We start from the raw sequence: 25,701 nt of genomic DNA on the forward strand, positions 1-25,701 counted from the left end.
TGGAATTTTAAAGGATTCAGATATTATGTTAAATATGCTGTTTGGCATATAGCATATGTAAAGGTAGAACAATTAAAATAAAAATGCAAATATTTTTAGCAAAACACTACAGATTAACTACAGAAAGTTTGGTGATACTTGAATCAATTATCTGCCATATATGCAGCCAGGCAATTATTATAATAACATATTTGTTTGCCCTGTAGTGTTTTAGAATATTACTTTTACAGCTCAATATTTTATATGAACCGGTTTTTGATCCTAAGCCTTTTATTCGTCTTCGGTTTGTATTTACCTGGTTTAGTATATGCGCAGGAACAAAAATTCATTCCGCTTAGTAAGCATCCAAAAAACGATACCATAACTGTAATAACGCCCGATACCGTTAAGCAGCTTGATATGTATGATGTTATTGCCAAATTGTTCCATAAAAAAAATGAACAGGGTGGCGATTCAGTAGGAGTAAAGCCGGTATTTTCAATAGTGCCAGCCTTGGGTTATACGCTGCAATCAAAACTGGCATTAACGCTGGCTGGTAATGTAGCTTTCAGGCTTACGCCGGGGTCAAAAATATCAACCATCACCATAAATACGGCTTATACCCAAACCAAGCAGATAATTATCCCCATACAATCAAGCATCTGGACAAACGATAACGAGTACAATTTTGTAGGCGATATACGTTACTACCGTTATCCGCAAAGCAGCTATGGCCTGGGTAGCAATTCAAACATTGCCAATGAGCAGCCTATGCGCTATTCATTTTTCCGCTTTAACGAAACTGTTTTAAAAAGGTTGCTGCCAAATTTATATGCCGGGGCAGGATATATTTTAGATGATCATTGGCACATAACCCACAAAAAGGTAATAGACGGTGCCCCGTCAGATTATGAAGCGTATGGGGCCACCCGCAGCTCGCGTTCATCGGGCATTACCCTCAATATGCTGTTTGATAGTCGCGATAACTCCATCAACGCAGAAAAAGGCTTTTATGGAGCAGTGCAATACAGGGATAACGAAAAGGTATTGGGCAGCAACGGCAGGTGGCAATCATTAGTGATTGACGTGCGTAAATATATCCGTTTCCCCGAAGGTACTGATAACGTGCTGGCACTATGGTCATACAATTGGCTGGTACTTGGCGGCAGGCCACCATACCTTGATCTGCCCGCCAATACCTGGGATCCGTACAGCGGTACGGGGCGTGGGTATATACAAGGACGGTTTAGGGGTGCGCAAATGGTTTATGCCGAAAGTGAGTACCGATTTAATATAACGCGCAACAGGCTATTAGGAGGCGTTGTATTTGTAAACGCCGAATCATTTTCGGCAGCGCCGGGTACGGCATTGCAAAGTGTACAGCCCGCTTTTGGCCCAGGTTTAAGGCTTAAACTTAACAAAGTTTCAAAAACCAGCATAGCCGTTGATTATGGCATAGGCAGGCAAGGATCTCGAGGGGTGTTTATAAATGTTGGCGAGATATTTTAAAGATATTTGATCGGCTTTTATTATTCGATTATGTTCCTGTAGCAAAGCATTTACAGTATCCCAACGCGTATTATGATTATGCCATTTTGATGGGGTAGAATAAATATCTACCTTTAGCAAACCTTTTATACAACCAATACGTTTATTAGTTAAAATATGTTAAATATTTAATTTGAATTAATATTTGAGGCAACTTTAGGTGTTTTATAATCGTTAATTGTTTTGTAGATTGGGGTACAATAAACATGCGTAACATTTACCTGCTTTTTTCTGTATTCATAGCACTTTTGGTGACAATCTCGTCGTGCCAGAAGGATAGCGGTGACGTTAAGGAAAACACAGCCGCACAAAGTAACCTGATCACTGATAGCGCAACGGTATCATCTCCCGCAAATATCCTTGCTACTACCGGTACACTTACTGTAAAAATCAAAGATTCAACCTACACTTTTGATGCTTCAAAAGATTCAATTGCTTTTATTAATGTACATAACGACGATGATAACACCCGTTACTTCGGTATAACTGCCATTAATAAAGAACATACCATGAGTTTTGGTGTAAGTTCATCGGGCTATGTACATAGCGCTAAAAGCAGCGGGATAGCTGGCAGCCAGTTTTTAATTAATCCTGCAAGTTTAAGCGGAAACCTTCAGTATTCATTGAGCCGTTATAACGGTCAAAAAGATTTCGGTAATATCAATATTGAAAAGTATAATCAGGACAGTGTACTTGCCAAAGGCACGTTCCATACTTTTTTAGCTAAAGATGATAAAGCAAACTCGGCCGTTTATAAGGTTGAAGGTACTTTTAATTTAAAGCTGAAGTAAATAAAGCGTTTCTATAAACTCTTAGCAACGCACAATCCATTTGATTAGCAATATTCAGTTAAAAACGGGGTGGTCATCTTGCGGTAGGCAATTGATTAGCGCAGAAGCCTTTGCCTACATGGTTAGAGTGCCTCACTATAGCAATTACTGTTAAACGGTGAGGCTGTCATCCTAAATGTCTTTTTGCTTTTTAATTAACTATCAACTTCATCCACAAACAAAAGCAGATCCTGGTGAAAGGTATCGCGCTTAAAGCCATCGCCTGCAAAAAACACCACGTTTACATATTCGTCGCTTTCGGTAAGCTCTCCGGGTTTGTCCTCATTAATCAGGTAGCCTTCAACTGCCATTTTTGGGCCATCTGCAATCATTACAACTACATCGCCTAATATAAATTTCTTATCCATGCTCTTAATTATTATCGTTCTATTTTAACAAGTTCTTCAGCCTGTTTAACCAGTTCTTCAACTGCACTTTCTTCTTCGGCAACGGCAGTGTTATATTGCAGCTTGCGGAAACGCCATTGCGCAAAAGCAGGCTCCTGGAAACGGTTGATAAGTTTAAAAAATTTAGGAAAATTATGTACCTCATCAAGCAGTAAACCAGTAACAATGCCGTTGTTATCCAATATATCGCGAATGGTATATTCCTTATCGCGGGTTATCCAGATCTCAAAATCGCGCCTTATCTCTTCACTTTTGTCGGCGTCAATCTTATCGTTGATACAAATTACTTTATCTCCGGGTTTCATACTGCAAATTTAAGGAGTTAAACGCTAAATTGTTTGAGCGGGAGGTCATTTTTATAGTGATTAGCTGGCTAGCGCCAAAAATTAAAAACATAAATTATCAGTCAAAATCACAAAGCCAACCCGCTACACTATTTTTAACTGGTATTTACTTAATAGCCCATGTATGCCGGTAGCCGAAAAACTTGCCTTTTTAATGAGATTTATTTCGGGGTCAATATCATAGTTGTAGGCAGTAATAAAGTTAGCGCCTGTAAGATCGGTGCGGTTAAAAACAGCGGCATTAAGATCGGTATCGTCAAATACCGAACCTGCAAGGTTTACATTGCTAAAATTCACCTCTTTTAATGATGATTTGATAAACCTGGTTTTAAGCATCTTTTTGCCCATAAATGACGCATAATCAAGCACACAGTTATCAAAGCCAACATCAAATAAAAAATCCTGGCATTCGTGAAAATTTACGCCGAGAATCTTACAGTTTTTAAACCTTACATCGTTCATGGTTGATGTGCTGAATTTTGCAAGCGAAAGGTTGCAGCTATCAAAAACGCATTCAATAAACTTATTTTGGGCAAAGGTGCCGCCACTTAAATCGCAGCGTTTAAAGGTGCAGTTATTAAACTCCCGGCCCCGCACTATCTGTTCGGCATAAGTTACCCCATCAAAGGTTTTATCATCATGCAATAATGCATCCATATTTAATTTTTTGTTTTTGGGTTATAGGGCAAAGATAAAATAAATGAATAAGCCAGGTAGTAATTGTTTAAAATGGCTGAAGGTTTAAACATAAATTTAGGATCGGAATAAATACTTCCTTCAGTCAAAAATGCATAATCCTTGTGGCAGCAGCTATAAGCTTAGGGCCATTATCGGCTGATGAACGAGTTTAGCATGGGCTTACTTAAATAACGCCAGCTTTATATAAACATAAATATTTATAAAAATATTTTTAGCTGTAAGCCTTTTAGTTTTAGCTGTGTTAAAAGTAATCGTAGCGTAATAAAACCTTTTGCACTTAACCATTAGTACCCTTACATCCAAAAAATCCTTATATTTTGCGTACCTTTGTTTAAATTTTAAAACATTGATGAAAGTATTTATTGCCGGCCTGCCATTAGAAGTGGACGAGGCTGAATTGAGTGCTGTTTTTGGTGACTTTGGGCCTGTAAGATCGCTCAGGATAATCAAAGACCGCGAAACAAAAGAGAGTAAGGGTTTTGGTTTTGTTGAAATGGTAAATGAAGACGAGGCTAAGGAAGCAATCAGGTGTATGAATGGCGCAAGCTATTACGGACGCCGTATCACTGTTAACGTTGCCGAGGACAAAGGTCCGGGTTTTAACGCAGGTGGTGCTGGTGGTGCCAACAAAGGCGGTTTTAGACGTAACTAAACATATTATTCTTTTTTATTGGAAAAAGCTCCCCGGTGGTCCGGCGAGCTTTTTTTTGTTTTAAGCAGTTACTGGATAATCTAATCAAGTAAGTGGGCGCAAACAGTATTTGCAAGCTTTTTGCATGTATAATTCAGCAATAATTTAAATCTATTGCAATTTAATAATTATGTATAGTATGCTATTTGGCATATTATAAAACCTGTTAAACCATATCGCTTGCCCTGGTTTCGGTTTCTACCAATTGGGTAAGCAGATACTTAAGGGTGGCGTCGCGCACCCATTGCTGCTCTGTAAGTGTAGCATCGTGTTGGTACCAGGCCAATGGTTCATTGATCTGGATTCGGGTTTTGTATACATAGTTTTTTGTAGGATGTATTTTTGAACCCTCATAGCTGTTAAAGTTTTCGGCTTTGATCAATTTGATAAATTGTTTGGCAGGGATGTCAACCTGTAAGCATTCATCCAGCGTGTTCTTAAAATCGTGCTTGTCTTCCAGCCAAAGGGTAAGGGTATCGCCATTAAAATCATGGTCGGCAATGGTAATGCGGCTATAATCATAATCAACCGAGATCACGAGCCACCACAGTTTGTCTTTTAGTTTTTGGTTTATTTTTATCATTTCTTTTGGTATTTGTTATTGGGTAAATAGTTATTGGCTATTTGGAAGTAGGTATTTGGCAACTGCTTTAATACCCAATCTCCTATGATTTTACTTAAACTCCGGCATCCAGCCGGGCAGGTATTTTTGTATGGCAGCAATTTCGCGGCTGTATTTATTGCAGGTGGTTTGATAGGCCTGGTATCTCAATAAGCGTTCGTTATTTTTCTGCTGGACTTTGTTTGGCGACGGCTTATTAGTTGTGTTAAGAGCAGAGTAAGCGATATGCATAGTATGGTTTAGGTTGTTGTTTTGGTTTGCCTATAATCAATCAGGATATATAAAAGGCTTTTATATAGGAGTAGCCTTTAAGTAGTTTGCTGTATTATTACCCTTTTATGGTGCTCCAATAAAAATAAATAAAAATTCTTTATATTCTTTAGTAGTCATGTTTGTATTTAATAAAAAATGTATTACTTTAGCTGAATACCATGTTACAAATATAAAGAAATATCTTTATTTAATTCAAGAAAAAACTTTAAATAATTATCCACATTATGGAAGATGCAGCAAAGCCCGGTAAAATAAAACTGATAAGGCCCGAAACATTAGAATTTATTATCCTTTATAATCAACTTAGGGGTAAGGCATTTACCGGCAATGCGCAACTTGCCGAGGTGCTCGGGTTTAATAATGCAAGTTCAATTACAGAGATAATAAAGAGCAGGCAGAATATTGACCCAGAAAAATTAAAGATATTTAAGGATAAATACAGTGATTTTTTAAATGGCAAAAAAAATACAGTAATTTCTGAATCTCAACCTCCTGTTAAGGTATTTGAGGGTATCCCGATGTTTGAAATTACGGCAACAGCATCAGGTGTTGAGGTATATAGCGATATTAATGATAAGTATCCAGTTGGGCACATGAACTTTCCAGGAATTGAGGATTGTGATTTTGCTTTGCCGGTTTGGGGGCACTCCATGTACCCTTATCTTGAAAACGGTTGCTGGGTAGCGCTCAAGATCATCCACGATAAAAAAATACTGCCCGGCGAGGTTTACTATATTGAATGGGGCGACTACAGAATGTACAAACGCCTGCTTGTTGGTGATGCAGAAGACGAGGTAATTGCCCATAGTGACAACACCACCGAAATGGTTGGCAACCGCCTTAAATATGCCCCATTTGTGGTTAAAATAAGCGAAATTAAAAAGCTATGTTTGGTAAAGGATATTCACAAAAAGCACAATCATTAATAACGTAGCCTGGGATATTAAGTTTTTGCGCTGAAGTTCAATGTCTGTGTAAATCGGGCAGCTAGGCATGCTGTAAATGGTTCGGTACCATATCAGTTATTTAGTTTTCAGCGGAAACATTTGTGAACAAAAATCCTTCTATCCTATAAAACGACAAAACATGCCAACTCAGTACCCTTACAGTATCAAATACACTATTGCCACATTGGTGTTGTTATTGATTTTTATACTGATGTGCTTAAACAATGTGTTGCGGAGCAATGATACTTTTGGCTGGTTGGTTTTTGGTGTTTGTTTAGGCTTATTTGTATCGGTAGGAGGGTTATTGATTTTTACACGCCTGATACCTGCTTTAAAGGGCCGCATAGCGCTGGAGCTAACAGAAGATTGCCTTATTGATTACATCCGCAATATTACCATTGACTGGCAGGACATCGCCGAGATCAACCTGATCCGGGGCCGTAGTTCGGCAATTATACGGCTTGATTTAAAGTGGGAATCAGATTACGGCGAGCAGATAGCTATACCCCTGCGCTGGGTAAAAGGAAAGGATGCCGAAATTTATGATACGGTAATGGCTTATTTTGAGCAAGCTACCGAAATCAACAAACAGTAGGGGCCACCGATTGAAAATTAAAGAAACCCCTGCATTTGTTTCTACACCTTATCATTATGTTACCTGCTTTTGGGGTGTAAACTTTTCGGGTTTCATAAATAACAATTATTTTTTATCACTTTTGCCCTTATATCATGCAAAAAGATAAGCTGTTAATTATTGACGATGAAGAGCGCCTGCGTAATTTGCTGGCCCGCATCCTGCAACTGGAAGGTTATGATGTGTTGGTAGCATCAACAGGTAAAGAAGGTTTACGCAAACTGCAGCAGGAAGCTATTCCGGTTGTGATCAGTGATGTTAAACTGCCTGACGCTAACGGTATTGAGCTTACTGCCCAGATAAAGATCAACTGGCCCGCCACTGAAATTATTGTATTAACAGCCTTTGGTACTATAAACGATGGGGTAAAAGCCATCAAATCTGGCGCGTTTGATTATATCACCAAGGGTGATGATAATGAAAAGATAATACCGCTCGTAAGCAAAGCTATGGATAAGGCCCTGCTGCAACTGCGTGTGCAGGAGCTTGAACAAAAGCTGAACAGCAAATTTGGTTTTGAAAGGCTGATAGGTAAATCGGCAGCGGTAACTGATGTAATTAAACTGGCGCAAAAAGTAGCTTTAACTGATACAACCGTACTGCTTTTAGGCGAAACAGGTACAGGCAAAGAAATTTTTGCTGAGGCCATTCACCAGGCAAGTACGCGTAATGCGAAATCATTTGTGGCAGTAAACTGTAGCGCCTTTACAAAGGAACTTTTGGAAAGCGAGCTTTTTGGCCATAAATCAGGCGCATTTACCGGGGCCGTAAAAGATAAAAAAGGACTTTTTGAGGAAGCCAACGGCGGCACCATATTTTTGGATGAGATTGGCGAGCTTGACCATGATCTGCAGGCCAAGTTACTGCGGGTACTGGAGTCGCAATCGTTCATAAAAATTGGTGATACCAAACCTACCCAGGTAAACGTTCGCATTTTAGCGGCCACCAACCGTAACCTGCAAAACGAGGTTAATAAGGAAGGTTTCAGGTCTGATCTGTATTACCGCTTATCAGTTTTCACCATTACACTGCCTGCCCTGCGCGACAGAAAAAAAGATATACGCCTGCTGGCCGAATACTTTATGAACTACTTTGGCCTTAAGGTAAAAAAGCAGTTCAATGGCCTAACTGAAAAATTTATTGAAAAGTTAGAAGCCTACGCCTGGCCGGGTAACATCCGCGAGTTAAAAAATATTATAGAACGCGCGGTTATACTTGCCGATGATAATGTACTTGATGAAACCCTGCTGCCTTACGAAATGCAGGAACCACCGCCAGCCAAAGCAGGCAGCCCGCTTTCGGCATTTGACCTTTCATCAATTGAGAAACTGCACATACAGCGTGTACTAAACCATACCCACGGTAACCGTGCCGAAGCTGCGCGCCTGCTTAATATTGGCGTTGCAACGCTTTACCGCAAATTGAAGGATTACGGGATGGAATAAGCATCCCTAAATTATAATTCAAATACCTTCCTTTTATGTAGGAAACACAATGCTTTGTGTTTCCTGCTATGTAAAATAATCTCCTCCGGTTATTTATGAGGCACAATGTATTGTACCTCTACTGGTGATTAGAAATCTCCCTTCATTCCAATTCAAAATGCATTTCTTTTTTGTAGCACCACAATGATTTGTGTTCCCGCTATACAAAACAATTCCCTCTGTTTATTTAACAGGCACAAAGTATTGTGCCTTTACTGTTATTATATCCTTTCTCATAAAATGATAAAACCCTATCAAAATGATAGCTTATTGTCCTCCAAAATCAAACAAAATCATCGAAAATTAATTAACAATATGCTGATATACAGTTGATTGATACAATTCACTATCTTTTGGCACTTACTTGGTATAGCCCCTTGCAAATCACATTAAAATGGATGTTATACTCACTTTCGCTTACTTATTATGTTTCATAATAGTATTCTGGCTCTTGTTCAAATCAGTTAATTACTTCGAAAACATTTAACCCACTATGGTAGCATTATTCATTGTAGCCATCGCCGTATTTGTATATATGGTTTATGTGCTTCTAAAACCCGAAAAATTTTAATCACCAACAAAAAATTCAAACATCATGAACACAGAATACGCAGGTGTAATTTTCATGTACTTAGCAGTTATCGCCTTAGCTATTCCGCTGGGCAGGTATATTGCTAAAGTATTTAAGGGAGAAAAAACCTGGTTAAACTTTATTATGGCCCCGGTTGAGCGGCTTATCTACAAATTCAGTGGTATTGACCCTAACCGGGAAATGAACTGGAAACAACATCTTAAGGCTTTATTAACCATTAACTGCTTATGGTTATTTTACGCTTTCTTTTGTTTACTGAAACAATCACACCTGCCGCTTAATCCTGATGGCAACCCTGATCAAACTCCTGATTTGGCCTTTAATACAGCCATCAGCTTTATAACCAACACCAACCTGCAGGATTACTCGGGCGAATCAGGCGCTACCTATTATACACAGCTATTTGTGTTTACCTTTTTGCACTTTGTAAGTGCTGCAACCGGCTTAGCTGCTATGATGGTGGTATTTAAAGCCATGAAAGATAAGGTGACCGATAAGCTGGGTAACTTTTGGGATAACTTTGTAAAATCAATAACCCGTGTTTTATTACCTATAAGCTTTGTTGTTGCAGTTATATTAGCATTTAACGGCACCCCAACCGGCTTTAAAGGTAAAGATACCGTAATAGGATTACAAGGTGATACCATCCACGTATCGCGCGGACCAGCTGCCGGCATGATTGCCATTAAACAGGTGGGTACCAACGGCGGTGGCTGGTTTGGTGCAAACTCTGCACACCCGCTCGAAAATCCAAATTACCTTACCAATATTGTTGAAAACATCAGCATTATATTAATACCTATAGCATTAGTATTTGCGCTTGGTTTTTATTTGGATAAAAAGAAACTGGCCTGGGTAATATTCGGGGTAATGACAATAGGATTTCTGATTGTTGTTTTTCCATCAATCAGGGCCGAGGTTAATGGTAACCCAGCTATAGCGCACATGGGAATCACCCAGCCTGGCGGCTCAATGGAAGGTAAAGAAGTAAGGTTTGGCCCTGCTGCATCAGCCTTTTGGGGTATATGTACAACGGTAACATCAAATGGTTCGGTAAACGCCATGCACGATAGCATGATGCCGGTATCAGGCCTGGGCCAAATGTTTGATATGATGATCAACGCCTTTTACGGTGGTATTGGCGTAGGCTTTTTAAACTTTTACATATTTATTATTATAGCCGTATTTATATCTGGCTTAATGGTAGGCCGTACACCTGAGTTTATGGGCCGTAAAATTGAGGCCCGCGAAATGAAGATTGCCTCGCTTATAGCATTACTGCACCCTTTTATGATATTGGTGGGCACAGCTATATCAGCCTATGTGGTAGTTCATTTCCCTAACATTGGCTGGGCCGAAAAGCCGTCGGCATGGTTAAACAATCCGGGTTATCATGGTTTTTCTGAAATGTTGTACCAGTTTACCTCAAGCTCGGCCAACAATGGTTCAGGCTACGAAGGTTTGGGCGATAACAGCATATTCTGGAACGTAAGTGCAGGTATAGTAATGTTCATCGGCAGGTTTTTACCAATAATTGGCCCGCTGGCAATTGCAGGTATTTTGGCTAATAAAAAAGCCGTACCAGAATCGGCCGGAACGTTAAAAACTGATACCGCAACATTCGGCATCATGATATTTGCGGTGATATTTATTATTGCTGCCTTATCCTTTTTCCCTGCATTAAGCTTAGGCCCAATTGCAGAACACTTCTCTTTAAAATAATTCAGAAAAACAGATCATGAAAACCGACCAAAATACATTGTTCCAGGGTGATCAGATGAAAGAGGCTTTTAAGCAATCGTTCATTAAGTTAAACCCACGCATATTATTCCGTAACCCGGTAATGTTCACGGTAGAGATTGGCACCGTGGTAATGCTGGTAGTTACTATATTTTCGCTCACTAACCATGAGCAGGGCAGCTTCGGCTATAACTTTACCGTGTTTTTGGTACTGTTGCTAACCGTATTGTTTGCCAACTTTGCCGAGGCTATTGCCGAAGCACGCGGTAAGGCACAAGCCGAAAGCCTGCGCAAAACCCGCGAAGAAACACCGGCCCGCCTTTGGGTTGATGGCAAGGAAAGCACAGTAATGTCATCACAGTTAAAAAAAGGTGATGTATTTATTTGCGAAACCGGGGATAACATCCCAACCGATGGTGAAATTATTGAAGGTATTGCTACCATTGATGAATCGGCCATTACGGGCGAATCTGCACCGGTTATCCGGGAGTCTGGCGGTGATAAATCGTCAGTAACAGGTGGTACCAAAGTATTATCTGACAGGATAAAGGTAATGGTAACTACCCAGCCAGGCGAAAGCTTTTTGGATAAGATGATTGCCCTGGTTGAAGGTGCATCGCGCCAAAAAACCCCTAACGAGATTGCCTTAACTATTTTGTTAGCTGGTTTCACCTTAATATTTGTGATAGTTTGTGTTACCCTTAAACCCTTTGGCGATTATTCAAACACACCCATCACCATTGCAGCATTTATATCATTGTTTGTTTGTTTAATACCTACAACCATTGGTGGCCTGCTATCGGCAATTGGTATTGCCGGGATGGACAGGGCCTTACGTGCAAACGTTATCACTAAATCGGGTAAAGCTGTTGAAACAGCAGGAGATTTAGATGTGTTGCTGCTTGATAAAACAGGTACTATAACTATTGGTAACCGTAAAGCAACCAACTTTTACCCTACAGCAGGCGTTAACGAGCAGGATTTTGTAACAGCATGTGTACTAAGCTCATTAGCTGATGAAACTCCGGAAGGAAAATCAATTGTTGAACTGGCCTTACAGGGCTCAAACAAAATATCGGTAATAGCGCCTAAAGATTCAGTGTTCATTAAGTTCACTGCCGAAACCCGCTCAAGCGGTTTGGATACACCCGATGGTTTACGTATCCGTAAAGGTGCGTTTGATTCTATCCGCAATATAGCCCTTAAAGCCGGTAACCTTTTCCCTGCCGATGTGGAGGAGAATGTGAAAAAGATCTCATCAAACGGTGGTACGCCGCTGGTTGTATCACAAAATGAGAAGATTATGGGTGTTATTGAGCTGCAGGACATTATTAAACCCGGTATTGCCGAGCGCTTTGAGCGCCTGCGTAAAATGGGTGTAAAAACAGTAATGGTAACTGGCGATAACCCTTTAACTGCCAAGTTTATTGCTAACAAAGCAGGTGTTGATGATTTTATTGCCGAGGCTAAGCCCGAAGATAAAATGAACTACATTAAAAAGGAACAGCAAGGTGGTAAACTGGTAGCCATGATGGGTGACGGTACAAACGATGCGCCAGCCCTGGCCCAGGCCGATGTAGGTGTTGCCATGAACAGCGGTACACAAGCTGCCAAAGAAGCCGGTAACATGGTTGATTTGGATAACGACCCTACCAAACTGATTGAGATTGTGGAAATAGGCAAGCAATTACTAATGACCCGCGGTACCCTTACCACTTTTTCAATTGCTAATGATGTGGCTAAGTATTTTGCCATTGTGCCGGCCCTGTTTATGGTATCTATACCAGCCTTAAAGGCGCTTAACATCATGGATCTGCACAGCCCGCAATCGGCCATATTATCGGCAGTAATATTTAATGCCATTATTATACCAATGCTTATACCGTTGGCGCTTAGAGGGGTTGAATACAAGCCTATTGGTGCCAGTGCATTACTGCGCCGCAACCTGTTAATTTATGGCTTAGGCGGTGTTATTGTACCGTTTATAGGTATCAAATTAATTGACCTGGTGATAGCTACAATTCTTTAACCGAACATATTTTAAATCATAATAAAATGAAAATGTATTTAATGCCATCCGTAAAAATAACTATCATACTGATAATTATAGTATCTGGCTTATACCCGCTTGCAATTTCAGCCATCGGAAAATTAACCCCCGGCAATGGCGACGGTGAAACCGTTACCTACAAGGGCCGTGTGGTTGGCTATGCCAATGTGGGTCAAAAATTTACTAAAGACGAATACTTCTGGTCTCGCCCATCAGCTGTTGATTATAAGGCTGATGCATCGGCAGGCTCAAACAAGGGCCCTACAAATCCCGATTATTTAAAAGATGTATCAAAACGTATTGATGACTTTTTAAAGCACAACCCTGATGTAAAACGCTCAGAGATTCCTGCCGAAATGGTTACAGCATCGGGCAGTGGTTTGGATCCGGATATTTCACCGGCAGGTGCAGCTATACAAATACCACGTATTGCTAAAGTACGGGGCATATCGGCCGCACAGGTTGCACAGCTTATAAGCGCACATACGGAGCAGTCTTTATTAGGCGTGTTTGGCCCCGAAAAAATTAACGTATTAAAGCTAAATGTTGCTTTAGACGAATTAAAGAAATAACCAGCTAATTGTTATTGCGGACTATAGCGCGGCAGCTTCGCTTTAATCAGCAGCTTTACAGGTTGTACTATTAATCTGCTTTTTAGCCCGGGGGTTGCTTCGCTCCCCGCAATAACAATAATGGTTATGGGTTGGTGAACCCCTGAAACATCACCATGTAACCCCTTATTTAATAAGTATAAAAATGAAAAAACAATTACTAACAATTGCAGCCCTTGCAATTATTGTATTAAAAGTTGATGGTCAAACTACCAACAATTCGGTAAACGACATGTTCAAAGCCGACGCCGGTAAATTCAAAGCTGATTCAACCCGGAAGGCCGACTCTATTAAAACTGCTAACGCCAACTCGCAACCGTTTTCCTTTGCAGATTTTTCGTGGCTCAATGGAAATAACCGGCAAAGTTCAAAATTATTGGATAATGCTTATTTTACCGGAGACTTCACATTTGATTTGAATTACACCCGTTCAAATAATAACCCTATCGATAATACTGTTGCAGGTTCAACTGCTTTAGCTCGAAACAACGAAATTGATGTTAATTACATTGCTATTGGGGGTGACTTTCACTACGATCACATACGCGGTAGAATCATGACCCAATTTGGAACACGCGCAACTGAAGTGGCACGTAACGACTATAGTGCATACAAAGGGCAGTATGACTTACCCGATGCCTATCGTTACTTAAGTGAGGCATACGCTGGTTATCATTTTGATACCTGGCATGGAATAAATGTCGATATGGGTATTTTTCAGTCGTACATAGGTTTGCTATCATACAATAGCTTCGAAAACTGGAGTTATCAGCCTTCTTATTTATCAGATAATACCCCTTGGTTCTTTAATGGTATACGTATACAGATGTTTCCTTCAGTTAAGACTAAACTTGAGGTTTGGATAATTAACGGTTGGCAATCATACGCAAATTTCAACAAACTGCCTGGCTTAGGTTTTTCATATACTCACAGCCCTAACGGATCTGTTAAGATTGTATCAAATAACTATTTCGGTACTGATGTAGCTGGCGCGCCAGGAGTAAAAAGATATCATACAGACAACTCTGTCCAATATCTGTATTTTGATGCTTTAGATAAAAAAGGATCAGGAATTAAACGTGCAGCGTTTTCTTTAACGGGAGACTTTGGCTTTCAAAATGGTACCGCGCCGGGAGGTGTTGTTTATCAGCCTTTCGGAAAAAATGCATCTAATATGATTGGTTTGATGGCTTACAATAGACTTTGGTATGGAGAGGGTATGAAGTGGGGCACCACAATAGGTGGAGGTTTTATATCTAATCCAAGCAGGTATCTGGCATTGGTGCCGCCGGGATTAGCCACTGACTCGTTTTTGGCAGCTTCAACACCCGGTGCAAAAATGTCCGGATGGGATGCGTCAGCTACTGTGGACTACAGCCCTAATCAGTTCTTAACTCTTCGTATGGAATTTGTGCACCGTTTTATGAATATACCTTATTTTAACGGCCCGGGAGGCGTGAGCGGTCCTACTGGTTACACTGCTAATCCTGCGACATCTTTTAACCCTAACTCGTACATACCGAATCCAGTTAATATTACAAATGCCCAGGGACAGTCGGTGCCTAATCCAAATTTTGTTCCATTTGACTTAGTACATTCCGAAACACGGGTAATACTTGCTTTAATAGCCCGGTTTTAACAAAAAAAATAAAAGTGCCGATGGTATCACCCCGTACGATAACGGTACTAAAAAGACCAGAAATTGGCAGCTATGGATTTAATAATCCGTTTTAAAACGCTAAAAATATAAAGCGGCTGCCACGCGGGCAGCCGTGTTTATAACAACAATAAAAATTAATAAATAGAAAAATGAAAAAGTTAAAACTTCCCCTGACACTTCTTTTCATATTAGCAGCAGTATCAGTACAAAATTCATTTGCCCAAAAACAAACAACAGGTTTATACTTAACCTACAACGATTATCTGCACCATAAATTAAGTTACACATCTGATGAGCCGAAGGGCACTAAATTAGTTATCCACGAATTTATTGGTCAAAAAAACGTTACCATCATTAATAATGGTAAAAAAAAGCAACTGCCAAAAAGCGAGTTATTTGGTTACCACGATGCCAACAATAACGATTACCGCTTTTTTGATAACAAAGCCTACCAGATAGTTGATACTACCGGCTTTTATATTTACGGTTACGACAGGCTGGTACAAGAAGGCAAAGGACCAAAACCATTGCGTACCTATTATTTTAGCACAAAAAGCAACAGTAGCATAATGCCTTTAACACCTGAGAATATTGCGGTGGCTTTCCCCAAAAATCAAAAATTCAGGAATATGATTGAAGTTGAATCAAAAGCCGACATCAGGCTTGATGCTTACGACAATGTATCGGCAGAGTACAAGATAAAAGAAATATATGCCGAAAGCTTAAAATAATATACTGGCCCTTAAAAGCTATTTAAGAAAGTGCGCAGGCTATATTTATAGTTGATTAGTTTGGTTGATTATATTTAGTTTGATTGAAGTTTGCGTATAGAAGGGGGTGTTTGGTGCGCCCCCTTTGCTTGCTTAATTATATTTGCTTAAGCGGAATGAAATAAAAGAAAAAAAATGTCTGACGAAGAAGAAAAGAAGGAGCAGTCGGTTGAGCATTTCCTGGAACTGATCAAACGGTCACGACGGGGGAAGTTCAAGATCTACATAGGCATGAGCGCCGGTGTAGGTAAAACCTACCGCATGCTGCTCGAAACACAAACCCTGCTGCGCAATGGTATTGACGTTAAAATTGGTTATGTAGAAACGCATAAACGAAAAGAAACCGAAGCGCTGATGGATGGCCTGCCTGTTATACCACGCCGTAAACTATTTTACAAAGGCAAGGAGTTGGAGGAGATGGATTTGAAGGCCATTATTAGCCTGCGCCCCGAAGTGGTGGTGGTTGATGAACTGGCCCATACCAATATTGAAGGCAGCCAGAACGAAAAACGCTGGCAGGATGTTGTTGAGATTTTAAATGCAGGCATAAATGTAATAAGCGCCGTAAACATACAGCACATTGAAAGCCTTAATGCCGAAGCCGAAAGCATAACCGGCGTAGCAATTAATGAACGCATACCCGATAAGGTTTTGCAAATGGCCGATGAGGTAGTTAATATTGACCTTACTGCCGATGAGCTGATTGACCGCCTTAAAGAAGGTAAAATATATGATGAAAAGAAGATCCCGCTGGCGCTGAACAACTTTTTTCAGACAGAAAAGATACTGCAGCTTCGGGAGCTCGCCCTGCGAGAAGTAGCCCACCAGGTAAACCGCAAAATTGATGTGGAAGTACCCAAAACCATCAAACTGCGCCCCGAGTTATTTTTAGCCTGCATAAGCACCAACGAAGAATCGGCTAAAATAATAATCCGTAAAACGGCCAGGCTGGCCTCTTATTACCGCTCAAAATGGTATTTGCTTTACGTTCAAACATCAAACGAAAGCAGCGATAAAATAAACCTGGCATCGCAAAGGCACCTGATCAATAATTTAAAGCTGGCTACGCAGTTGGGAGGCAAAGTTTTAAAGATAAAAAGCGATAATATTGCAAAAACAATTTGGGAAACTGCCGAAAAGTACGACATAACAACCATTTGCCTTGGCAAGCCCCATTTTAAGTTTTACCAGCTGGTAATGAAAACAGCTGTATTTACCCAACTGCTTAACAAAATGTCACAAACACACATTGACCTTGTAATACTATCATAATGACAATTAAAAGTAAACTCCGTGCCGGCTTCAGTTTTTTGTTTTTGCTGGCACTATTATGCTGCGGCTTGTCTATCTATTTTCTTAACCGCCTTTCGGCTGATGCAAGGGCCATACTTAAAGACAACTACAAAAGCGTACAATATACCAAAAACATTGGCAGCGCTATTGATGGCAGCACCGGTGCTTTAAACGCAGAGCAAATAACCATAATTAATGATAACCTAGCCAAACAGCAGCATAACATTACAGAACGCGGCGAAGTACAGCTTACCGACTCATTAACCTCAAAATATCAGCAGCTTAAAGCCGCTACCGATGCCAACAGGCAAGCCCTGCTGCGCAGCGATATTAAGCAGCTTATTTACGGTATAATGCAATTGAATATGACGGCCATTGAACGTAAAGATGCCGTAGCATCGGCAACGGCCAGCAAGGCTACTATGCTGGTAGCTTTTGTAGGCTCGTTTTTGTTTTTAGTATCGTTTAGTTTTGTGGTAAACTTTCCGGGGTATATTGCCAACCCTATAAAGGAGCTTACCCACCGTATAAAAGAGGTATCCAAACGCAACTATCACCAGGAACTTAACTTTACATCAAACGATGAATTTGGCGAATTAGGCGAGGCGTTTAATAATATGACCCATAAGCTTGATGAGTACGAGAATAGTAACCTGGCCAGTATCCTTTTTGAAAAGAAACGGATAGAAACCATTATTAACTCCATGCACGATGCTATTTTAGGGCTCGACGAAAAATCATTCATCATTTTTGCCAACGAAGTTGCCTGTACGCTAATTGGCCTGCCAGAACAAAAGCTGACTGGCAAATATGCCCCTGATATTGCACTCGAAAATGACTTGCTGCGCAACCTGCTGGTAAACGAACAGCATAAAATGAAGATATATGCTGATAACCGCGAAAGTTATTACTCAAAAGATGTATTGGCTGTTACCAGTAAAGATAAAGTGATAGGCAGCGTGATCATCCTGAAAAACATAACTGAATTTCAGCAACTCGATGAGGCTAAAACTAATTTCATCGCCACCATATCGCACGAGTTAAAAACACCAATATCATCTATAAAAATGAGTTTAAAACTGTTGGAAGATAGTCGCATTGGGGCAGTTAACAGCGAACAGCGCCAGTTATTGGAGAATATTGATGAGGATGCCAAACGCCTGCTGCAAATAACCGGCGAACTGCTGGATATGGCACAGGTTGAAACGGGGAAGCTACAACTAAACTTTGGCAGTACACACCCAAAAAACATTGTTGACTATACCGTTAAAGCCCTGAAAACAACAGCCGAACAAAAACAGGTTACCATTAACGTTAAGTGCGATGAGAACCTGCCCGAAGTACATGCCGACCTTGATAAAACTACCTGGGTATTAATCAACCTGCTCTCGAATGCTATAAAATACAGTCACGAAAAATCAACGGTTGATCTGGTAGTTAAGAAACAGAAGCCCGATGAAATTGAGTTTTCGGTACAGGATCATGGCCGTGGTATTGATGAGCGTTATTTATCGCGCATATTTGAGCGCTACTTTAAAGTTCCGGGTGCTACGACTGAGCAAACCGGTACGGGCCTTGGCCTTGCCATAGCAAAAGATTTTATTGAAGCACAGGCCGGTAAAATTAGTGTTGAAAGCGAAATGGGCGAGGGCAGCAGGTTTTTCTTTACGCTGAAAAGGGTTTAATCCGGCTGTTTGCAGCTGTAGTATATTTGTTATCTTCTGCTTTAGTCGGGCATTGCTATTAAGGCATTGTTTGGCTAAAGCATTTATTTTTTAGCGGCAATTAGCTGGCCATTACAAATGCGCTGCTATTTTGATGTACCATATTAATAAGTTCATCAAGCTTTTGGTTATAAGCGTCAATTGATATTTGGCCGTTATTGTACTTTGCCGAAAGCAATTTTAATTCCTGCACCTTTGATAAACGCAGGGCTTCGTTCCCATTATTATAAATATCATTCATTGATGCAGAGTGGGCCATATTTTGTGGCACATCGTCAAAACGCATGGCAGCTTTAAGGGTTTGAATTTTTTGCTCTGTTAGTTTAAGCATAAACATTGGCGGCACGCTCCGGCTTTCCCTTAAAACGGTGTTAACCTTTACGGTTTGTTTTTTATCAAACTTTAAAATCAAAACTACTATGGTTACACCAGCCACCAAAAAGAAAAAAAATATGTCCATAACTTTGTGCGTATCAATAAATCAGACTATCCTTAATTACTGCTGTTTACGCTACTATGGTTTAAGGGGTTACGCTTATTTTTAAAAACTTTTAAACTTTAACCGCTTTATTAACAATTGGTTAAAATATCGGCTATAATTAAATAACAGTACAATTTTTTATCCCTTATTATATTACTTAGTGCATGGTCTTAAAACTGGGAGGCTTCAGCTTTATAAATGGCTTATATTTTTAGTTGCTTATATAATAATTATTATAAACTATATATATATTATCAAACAATAGTTAATACGCCAAAAGTTATAGTTAGCTTGCATAGCAATCACATTACATATCCTTTTAGTTTCTTTTCCCTAAAATCCTTACAATTTAATAACCAGCTATTTATAGCTGTAAAGTAATTACACAGCTAACAGCTGATCTGTGTGATTTTTGTATTCGTTGTTTTTAACATATATAACTATGTTTTAAAAACAGGGCTGGCTTTGCTATTAATAATATTTAATAAATATAGATTTTGGTTTGCAGTAAACATTGAATTTTAAAATACAGTACTTATAAAACCTAATATGAATAAAATATCAAAAATTGAATTTGCCATCTTAACGTTGATTATTATAATAATATTCATCTCCGAATATTATTACATCGTTTTAAAAGATCATGAACGGGCCATATTTATAGGGCTATGGCCACCTACTATGGTAGGTTTATTAATTTATTTCAACCTAAAAAAGCAAAACTAATATGGGAAACTTAGATTTAATCATCCTAACCGTTATTGTTACGGTATTATATGTTGGCTTTGCTATTACCTTATTTATGGCTCAAACAGGCCAGCAGCACAAAAAAAAGGCTTAATACCAATAACTTAAACCGGGTTGGATAGCTAAATCATTCAGCCCGGTATTATATACCATGTTTCCTAACATCTTATTAAAACCATAAAAAAATGATCTATATTTCAAATATTGCTCAATTAGTTATAGCACTGTCAATTGTGTATGTATGGGTGCTGCGTTATGATAATATTGTAATAGAATTTAAACAGTATGGTATTTCTGATCTGGTACGCAATATTGTTGGTGCCACAAAAATATCCTTATCAACCCTGTTAGTGGCAGGGATTTGGTACCCGCTACTGGTAATGATACCTGCTTTAATAATGGCTCTTTTAATGGTTTGTGCCCAAATGGCACATGTAAGAGTTAAAAATCCATTACCTAAATTTATACCATCCTTACTGCTTTTAATTTTGTCGCTTTTTGTAGCGGTAGTTCACTCCGGAATTATTAAACCATGACTTTATTAACCACACTCACTTTAATTTCAAGCGCGGCCTTTTTATACTATGGTATAGCTTTTTTAATTGATACATCAATGAAAGCGGAGTTTGAGCGCTTTGGATTAGGAAAATTTAAACCCATTGTAGGCTACCTGCAGCTTTTGGGTGCCGTAGGTTTATTGGTTGGTTTAAAGTATGTGCTTATATTAAGCGTATCGTCAGCCGGGCTATCTCTTTTAATGCTGCTGGGGTTTGGCGTAAGGTTAAAAATGAAAGATGGCTTGTTACAATCTGCCCCTTCTTTTATTTTTATGTTGCTCAACCTTTATATTTTTATTGCCTCATTAGGCGTAAAATTTTAACAGGCTAACAGTAACTATATCTCAATTGCTCCATGACTATTGGCTAATGATTTTTTCATAACAATAGAAACGCATGCCGGGCCTAAAGCCAAGGCCAATTTCGCCGGCAAATACATATCCAAGTTTTGGGAAAAGCTTTTGCGTTGCCTGGTTGCTGCTATTGGTATCAACGCGAAGTATAGCTATACCTTTTTCTATAGCAACTTCCTCGGCTTGTTGCAATAATGCAGCGGCTATGCCCAAACCACGGTACTGTGCACTTACGGCAAGGCGGTGAGTTACTATGGCTGTTTGGTTAATATCCCAGCCCGCTTGTGCATATTCGGGTTCCTGATCGGTAGTAATAGCTGTTACGCCTGCAATGTTTCCATCAACATCAGCTACCCAAAGTTGGTTAAGTTCAATATCGCGCTCAAAAACTTCGGCATTTGGATAAGTATTGTCCCACTGAAAGTTGCCTGACGCTATCATAATGGGCACAACCTCGGCAATCAGCTGCATTATTTGCGGAATATCTTTGAGTGTGGCAAGGCGGATAAGCATACGAAGGATTTTTTGCTAAAATAGGTTTATTTTAAGCAGATGGCAGGGTAAAAGTTGTGCGGCAATCTTTTTAATTTCAGCAGCAGTAACCAATTATGGCTTTCTTAAATAAACACAAAATTCAGATCCCTGGCCCGGTGTGCTTTTTACTTCCAGATGGCCATTATTGGCATCGGCAAACTGTTTAATAAGGGCTAATCCTATGCCTGCACCTGCTTCTTTATTGGTCCCATAGCCCGAAATTTCTCTGCCCGTCACTTTAAAAAGCTTATCCAGTTTTTCGGGTGCAATGCCCGTACCGTTATCTTTTACATGTATTACCTGCCAGCATTCGTCGTTGGTGTAAAATATTTTGATCTCGCCGCCATCTGGTGTGAATTTTATAGCATTACCTATTAAATTCTGCACAATTATTTTTACATGGTCGGCATCAGCATGTACTATTTTAGCGCCGGTATTAATATGCGTAAGGATTATGTTTTTGTTTTTGGCAAGATAGTTACAAACTGAAATAGTTTCGGCAACCAGTGCCGCCGCATCAATATCGGCCATCTCAGTTTTAATACCGGCTTGCTGGCTGCTTGCCCATATCAACAGGTTATTCACCATTATATTTACCAGGCTTACCTGCTGATAAAAGCTATCCAGCAGTATGTCTTGTTCTTCTTTTGATATATCCCCAGCCTTTATCCCATCAATAGCCTGCATAATAGTTGCAAATGGGCTGCGCAGATCATGGCTGATTACCGAGAATAACTGGTTTTTAGTATGGTTAAGTTGCCCCAATGTTTCTTTTTGGGTAAGTATCTCTTCTTTTTGTTCGGCTATATCATTGTTCTGCTTTAGCAATAGTCTGTTTAAAATTGTCTTTTTACGGTTGTTATAAATAATTACCAATACAAATATAATCACCACCCCGGCTATCAGATTCCTGAAAAATAATAGTCGTTTGCTAAAAGCAATACTGTCTTCCCGTTGTTTTAGTTCCTTTTTAAGACGGATATTATCAACCTGCTGATCTTTGAGTTGAAGGTAATTGATCTCTTTTTCTTTTTCATTGTTAAAAAGACTATCGCTTGCTTCTTTTAGCCGCACCTGGTAGTGATAGGCATTTTTATAATCCTTTAGGGATGCATGGCTTTCTGCAAGTATGGCAAGCGCTCTTACCACATCAGATTGAGAATTAACTTTTTTTGATAGCGCAAGACTCAAGCCCGCATTAATAATTGCCTGTTTATACTGCCCCAGCTTTTGATACGTTTGTGCCAGGCCCGAGTAAGCAAAGCCCTGTTCCCACTTATCGGTGAGTTTTGAGCTCAATACCTGCTGGTAAAATGATATGGCTTCCGGGTATTTTTTTAGGTGAAAATAGGTTTCGCCTTTACGGTTAAGGGCCATTGAAAGCAAATCATTATCGTTGGTTTGTTTAGCAAGTTGAAGAGCCTTATCAAGATACAGGAATGCTTTTTGAGGATGGCCGGTTTCATCATAGCTTAAAGCAATATCAAAATATACCTTGCCTGTTTTTGATTTATCGCCAATACTGATAAATATGGCAATGGCCTTATTAAAATTAGCTATAGCTATATCAGTTTTATTTTGGGCAAGGTAAATAAGGCCTATTACCTGGTAGGCCCAGCCAATACCAGGCTGATAGTTTATTTTGTGGCTTAAGGCCATTAGCCGGGTAGCAGCATCAAGCGATAGCATATAGTTACCCATTACATAATAGGTTTTGCTAATGCTGTTGAGCGCCTCCGCCTGTCCTACATTAAGTTTTTGATACTCGGCAAGTTTTAAGGCCTCTTGGGCAAAATATAAAGAACTATCAGCATCATTGTAAAGGTATTGTGTTGAAAGTTGGTTAAGTAACCGTATGTTAGTAGTATCAGAAATATATGTTTTTGCTGTTCGTGCTTGTTGCCATTTGCTTAATAAGCTACTATTTACAGTTTGCGCACAAACTATAAAGCAACAGCAGGTTAACAAAAAAAACAAAAATAGCTTAGGCAAAAATTTGTTCAAAAGCATCTATCAAATCGGTAGTAAAGCTTATAGAAATATATCGGTTGTGAAAATAGCAATTTATTAGGTAATTATCTCTAAATTAACCAAATTTAACTTCCGTAAGTTGCTTGTAGCCTGCCGGGTTTTATCGTTAGGTGGATAGTATTCAAACGCAGCCTGAAAATTGCTTATTTTTTGTTCTTAATTAAAAGTTTATTTATTAACAACCATATCATGAAAAACATTGCCTTAAAAGCTATATCTGTTGCCATTGGCTCATTTTTAAGCATTAGCGTTTATGCGCAGCAGGACATGCCTGATACTGCCGTATTTACACGTATAAAGCACGAAGAATTGAGTAACTCTCATATCCCCGAAATAGCGCATAATCTTACAGATGCGGCTGGCTCAAGGCTTACCAATTCGCCGGGTTTTAAAAGAGCTGGTGACTGGGCCATTACAACAATGAAAAAATGGGGACTTACCAACGCCGCTTTTGAGCCCTGGGGCGAGTTTGGCAAAGGCTGGGAATTGGAGGATTTTAGTATTGTAGTAAACAAACCCTTTACCAAAGTAGTAATAGCCTACCCCGAGCCCTGGACAGGTAATACCAATGGTCCGCAACAAGGCGAAGTAGTACTGGTTGACCAGGCTAATATGTTTAAAGCCAGTTACATTGATAAGCATGCTGCTGAATTTAAAGGCAAAATAATTTTAGTTACCGGCCCTGCTGTTGATTTTAATGTAAACTTTCAGCCTGCTGCAAAACGATATACAGCTGCAGAGCTTGATACCCTGCAGGATAGCTATATGATACCGGTTGCTATGATTGACAGGTATAAAGCCTATTTTAAAGTATTACAGGAAAGCAGTGCCGCGCTAAAAAAAACCGGCGTTTTAGCAGTTATCAGTACAGAGGGGGGCAATAATAATGGGGTTGTTTTTGTACAGGGATATATAGGTTATAAACTTAATGATGCTATTGGCGTACCTAAGGTTAGTATGGGCATAGAAGATGCTTTACAAATAAAACGCATGGTTGAGGGTGGCCAGCATGTTGAGCTCAGCATCAATATAAAAGGCCGGTTTACAACCGATGCACCTACAGCTTACAACGTGGTTGCCGAAATACCGGGAACAGACCCTAAATTAAAAAGCCAGTTAGTAATGCTTGGCGGCCATTTAGATGCCTGGGCATCATCAACAGGGGCAACTGATAATGGTGCCGGCTGCACCGTTATGATGGAGGCTGTAAGGTTAATTCAAACACTTAAACTGCACCCTAAACGCACCATCCGTATAGCTTTATGGAGCGGCGAGGAGCAGGGGGTATTAGGATCATACAATTATGTGAAAAACCATTTCAGGGCGGCTTACCCCGGGGATGCAAAACCCGAGCAGAAATATGTTTCGGCATATTTTAACCTCGACAATGGTACAGGGAAAATAAGAGGTATTTATGCGCAAGGTAATACGGCTGTTAAACCTATTTTTGAACAATGGCTTAAGCCTTTTTATGGCATGGGGGCGCAAACGGTTACCTTGAAAAATACAGGGTCAACAGATCATCTTCCGTTTGATTGGGCCGGTATCCCGGGATTTCAGTTTATCCAGGATCCTATTGATTACGAAACCCGCACACACCATAGCAATATGGATAATTATGATCATTTACAGATGGACGACCTGAAACAGGCGGCTATTATAGTAGCATCATTTGTTTACCAAACCAGCGTTAGGGCAGATATGTTACCACGTAAAGATATGCCTGCCGAAAAGTTTGTTTTTGACGGTTTTTAAAAATGGTTAGTTGTACTAAGTGGCTTTTAATAGCCCCTTCGGGTGGCACGCATTAACTGGCGGTGGCGTTTATCGTCGTAATACTTATTGGTAACCAGTATAGCATGGATAACGCCGGGGATCCAGAAAAATAAGGTCAGAAAAATGTTAAGTATAAAAGCCCCAATCTTTCCGGTAGTTAATATGGCTGCCGGCGGGAACAGAAAGCATAAAAAGTATCTCATGATCAATGGCTGTATTTAAATAGCTAACGTACTGCTTGTTTATAATATGACGAAGACGGGCATGATATGTTACAGCCCAATAATTGAATTTATTGCCCCCTGTTAACCATAAGCCACTTAT

The 25,701-nt window shown here is 39.8% G+C and carries 26 protein-coding genes; 17 read left to right on the top strand and 9 right to left on the bottom strand.

What is annotated here, in order from left to right; all coding sequences use genetic code 11:
* Positions 1 to 243 precede the first annotated feature (243 nt).
* Together ACQY4U_RS14270 and ACQY4U_RS14275 are read left to right on the top strand one after the other, a co-directional pair.
* Complete coding sequence (locus ACQY4U_RS14270; protein WP_428330113.1) at positions 244 to 1,488, top strand: hypothetical protein; 1,245 nt, start codon at positions 244 to 246, stop codon at positions 1,486 to 1,488.
* A 245-nt stretch (positions 1,489 to 1,733) separates the two neighbouring features.
* Positions 1,734 to 2,318 carry a hypothetical protein gene (locus tag ACQY4U_RS14275; protein ID WP_428330114.1) on the top strand — a complete coding sequence of 195 codons (585 nt, stop codon included), beginning with the start codon at positions 1,734 to 1,736 and terminating at the stop codon, positions 2,316 to 2,318.
* 194 nt (positions 2,319 to 2,512) lie between these two features.
* Here the strand turns inward: ACQY4U_RS14275 and ACQY4U_RS14280 are convergent, their stop codons facing one another.
* The 3 genes from ACQY4U_RS14280 to ACQY4U_RS14290 all read right to left on the bottom strand — a co-directional run bounded on the left by ACQY4U_RS14280 (position 2,513) and on the right by ACQY4U_RS14290 (position 3,765).
* Entirely contained in the window at positions 2,513 to 2,725 is a 213-nt protein-coding gene (locus ACQY4U_RS14280; RefSeq protein WP_428330115.1) for a hypothetical protein, read from the bottom strand.
* Between the two features lie 11 nt (positions 2,726 to 2,736).
* Positions 2,737 to 3,069 carry a hypothetical protein gene (locus ACQY4U_RS14285; RefSeq protein ID WP_428330116.1) on the bottom strand — a complete coding sequence of 111 codons (333 nt, stop codon included), beginning with the start codon at positions 3,067 to 3,069 and terminating at the stop codon, positions 2,737 to 2,739.
* A gap of 123 nt (positions 3,070 to 3,192) precedes the next feature.
* On the bottom strand, positions 3,193 to 3,765 hold the full coding sequence (locus ACQY4U_RS14290) for a pentapeptide repeat-containing protein (protein ID WP_428330117.1): 573 nt from the start codon (positions 3,763 to 3,765) through the stop codon (positions 3,193 to 3,195).
* A gap of 391 nt (positions 3,766 to 4,156) precedes the next feature.
* On the opposite strand from ACQY4U_RS14290, the gene ACQY4U_RS14295 reads away from it, so the two are divergent.
* The gene (locus ACQY4U_RS14295; protein ID WP_428330118.1) at positions 4,157 to 4,459 is read left to right on the top strand and encodes an RNA recognition motif domain-containing protein; all 303 of its coding nucleotides are present in this window, start codon (positions 4,157 to 4,159) and stop codon (positions 4,457 to 4,459) included.
* A 205-nt stretch (positions 4,460 to 4,664) separates the two neighbouring features.
* On the opposite strand, the gene ACQY4U_RS14300 is transcribed toward ACQY4U_RS14295, so the two are convergent.
* Together ACQY4U_RS14300 and ACQY4U_RS14305 are read right to left on the bottom strand one after the other, a co-directional pair.
* Complete coding sequence (locus tag ACQY4U_RS14300; RefSeq protein WP_428330119.1) at positions 4,665 to 5,081, bottom strand: hypothetical protein; 417 nt, start codon at positions 5,079 to 5,081, stop codon at positions 4,665 to 4,667.
* A gap of 90 nt (positions 5,082 to 5,171) precedes the next feature.
* The gene (locus tag ACQY4U_RS14305; RefSeq protein WP_428330120.1) at positions 5,172 to 5,351 is read right to left on the bottom strand and encodes a hypothetical protein; all 180 of its coding nucleotides are present in this window, start codon (positions 5,349 to 5,351) and stop codon (positions 5,172 to 5,174) included.
* Positions 5,352 to 5,617: 266 nt separating this feature from the next.
* Between ACQY4U_RS14305 and ACQY4U_RS14310 the strand changes: the two genes are divergently transcribed.
* The 11 genes from ACQY4U_RS14310 (at position 5,618) to ACQY4U_RS14360 (ending at position 18,859) form a co-directional block, all read left to right on the top strand.
* Positions 5,618 to 6,319 carry a S24 family peptidase gene (locus ACQY4U_RS14310; RefSeq protein ID WP_428330121.1) on the top strand — a complete coding sequence of 234 codons (702 nt, stop codon included), beginning with the start codon at positions 5,618 to 5,620 and terminating at the stop codon, positions 6,317 to 6,319.
* A 160-nt stretch (positions 6,320 to 6,479) separates the two neighbouring features.
* Entirely contained in the window at positions 6,480 to 6,935 is a 456-nt protein-coding gene (locus ACQY4U_RS14315) for a hypothetical protein (RefSeq protein WP_428330122.1), read from the top strand.
* Positions 6,936 to 7,069: 134 nt separating this feature from the next.
* Entirely contained in the window at positions 7,070 to 8,419 is a 1,350-nt protein-coding gene (locus ACQY4U_RS14320; protein WP_428330123.1) for a sigma-54-dependent transcriptional regulator, read from the top strand.
* A 532-nt stretch (positions 8,420 to 8,951) separates the two neighbouring features.
* The gene (locus ACQY4U_RS14325) at positions 8,952 to 9,029 is read left to right on the top strand and encodes a potassium-transporting ATPase subunit F (RefSeq protein WP_428331751.1); all 78 of its coding nucleotides are present in this window, start codon (positions 8,952 to 8,954) and stop codon (positions 9,027 to 9,029) included.
* 24 nt (positions 9,030 to 9,053) lie between these two features.
* On the top strand, positions 9,054 to 10,772 hold the full coding sequence (kdpA, locus tag ACQY4U_RS14330) for a potassium-transporting ATPase subunit KdpA (RefSeq protein WP_428330124.1): 1,719 nt from the start codon (positions 9,054 to 9,056) through the stop codon (positions 10,770 to 10,772).
* Positions 10,773 to 10,788: 16 nt separating this feature from the next.
* Positions 10,789 to 12,819, top strand: coding sequence for a potassium-transporting ATPase subunit KdpB (kdpB, locus tag ACQY4U_RS14335; protein ID WP_428330125.1), 2,031 nt, complete (start codon positions 10,789 to 10,791; stop codon positions 12,817 to 12,819).
* Between the two features lie 26 nt (positions 12,820 to 12,845).
* On the top strand, positions 12,846 to 13,412 hold the full coding sequence (locus ACQY4U_RS14340; protein WP_428330126.1) for a K(+)-transporting ATPase subunit C: 567 nt from the start codon (positions 12,846 to 12,848) through the stop codon (positions 13,410 to 13,412).
* A 184-nt stretch (positions 13,413 to 13,596) separates the two neighbouring features.
* Positions 13,597 to 15,090, top strand: coding sequence for an outer membrane beta-barrel protein (locus ACQY4U_RS14345; protein WP_428330127.1), 1,494 nt, complete (start codon positions 13,597 to 13,599; stop codon positions 15,088 to 15,090).
* Positions 15,091 to 15,260: 170 nt separating this feature from the next.
* On the top strand, positions 15,261 to 15,842 hold the full coding sequence (locus ACQY4U_RS14350) for a hypothetical protein (protein ID WP_428330128.1): 582 nt from the start codon (positions 15,261 to 15,263) through the stop codon (positions 15,840 to 15,842).
* 174 nt (positions 15,843 to 16,016) lie between these two features.
* Positions 16,017 to 17,153, top strand: coding sequence for a sensor protein KdpD (locus ACQY4U_RS14355; protein WP_428330129.1), 1,137 nt, complete (start codon positions 16,017 to 16,019; stop codon positions 17,151 to 17,153).
* Positions 17,153 to 18,859: an ATP-binding protein gene (locus ACQY4U_RS14360; RefSeq protein WP_428330130.1), complete on the top strand. Its 1,707-nt coding sequence runs from the start codon at positions 17,153 to 17,155 to the stop codon at positions 18,857 to 18,859. The genes ACQY4U_RS14355 and ACQY4U_RS14360 overlap by 1 nt, the downstream gene beginning before the upstream one ends.
* 100 nt (positions 18,860 to 18,959) lie before the next feature.
* On the opposite strand, the gene ACQY4U_RS14365 is transcribed toward ACQY4U_RS14360, so the two are convergent.
* Positions 18,960 to 19,358, bottom strand: coding sequence for a hypothetical protein (locus ACQY4U_RS14365; protein WP_428330131.1), 399 nt, complete (start codon positions 19,356 to 19,358; stop codon positions 18,960 to 18,962).
* 953 nt (positions 19,359 to 20,311) lie between these two features.
* Between ACQY4U_RS14365 and ACQY4U_RS14370 the strand changes: the two genes are divergently transcribed.
* Both ACQY4U_RS14370 and ACQY4U_RS14375 read left to right on the top strand, forming a co-directional pair.
* Positions 20,312 to 20,662, top strand: a complete 351-nt coding sequence (locus tag ACQY4U_RS14370; RefSeq protein WP_428330132.1) for a DoxX family protein — start codon at positions 20,312 to 20,314, stop codon at positions 20,660 to 20,662.
* Positions 20,659 to 21,006 (top strand): DoxX family protein, encoded by a 348-nt coding sequence (locus ACQY4U_RS14375; protein WP_428330133.1) that lies wholly within the window; start codon positions 20,659 to 20,661, stop codon positions 21,004 to 21,006. Before ACQY4U_RS14370 ends, ACQY4U_RS14375 begins: the two co-directional genes overlap by 4 nt.
* 36 nt (positions 21,007 to 21,042) lie before the next feature.
* Here the strand turns inward: ACQY4U_RS14375 and ACQY4U_RS14380 are convergent, their stop codons facing one another.
* Together ACQY4U_RS14380 and ACQY4U_RS14385 are read right to left on the bottom strand one after the other, a co-directional pair.
* The gene (locus ACQY4U_RS14380) at positions 21,043 to 21,549 is read right to left on the bottom strand and encodes an N-acetyltransferase family protein (protein WP_428330134.1); all 507 of its coding nucleotides are present in this window, start codon (positions 21,547 to 21,549) and stop codon (positions 21,043 to 21,045) included.
* Between the two features lie 93 nt (positions 21,550 to 21,642).
* The gene (locus ACQY4U_RS14385) at positions 21,643 to 23,580 is read right to left on the bottom strand and encodes a tetratricopeptide repeat-containing sensor histidine kinase (RefSeq protein ID WP_428330135.1); all 1,938 of its coding nucleotides are present in this window, start codon (positions 23,578 to 23,580) and stop codon (positions 21,643 to 21,645) included.
* A 210-nt stretch (positions 23,581 to 23,790) separates the two neighbouring features.
* Between ACQY4U_RS14385 and ACQY4U_RS14390 the strand changes: the two genes are divergently transcribed.
* The gene (locus ACQY4U_RS14390) at positions 23,791 to 25,356 is read left to right on the top strand and encodes a M28 family peptidase (protein ID WP_428330136.1); all 1,566 of its coding nucleotides are present in this window, start codon (positions 23,791 to 23,793) and stop codon (positions 25,354 to 25,356) included.
* Positions 25,357 to 25,382: 26 nt separating this feature from the next.
* Here the strand turns inward: ACQY4U_RS14390 and ACQY4U_RS14395 are convergent, their stop codons facing one another.
* Positions 25,383 to 25,580, bottom strand: coding sequence for a YqaE/Pmp3 family membrane protein (locus ACQY4U_RS14395; protein WP_428330137.1), 198 nt, complete (start codon positions 25,578 to 25,580; stop codon positions 25,383 to 25,385).
* Positions 25,581 to 25,701 lie beyond the last annotated feature (121 nt).

The sequence above is a fragment of the Mucilaginibacter sp. genome (assembly GCF_965277465.1).
Classification (GTDB): Bacteria; Bacteroidota; Bacteroidia; order Sphingobacteriales; family Sphingobacteriaceae; genus Mucilaginibacter.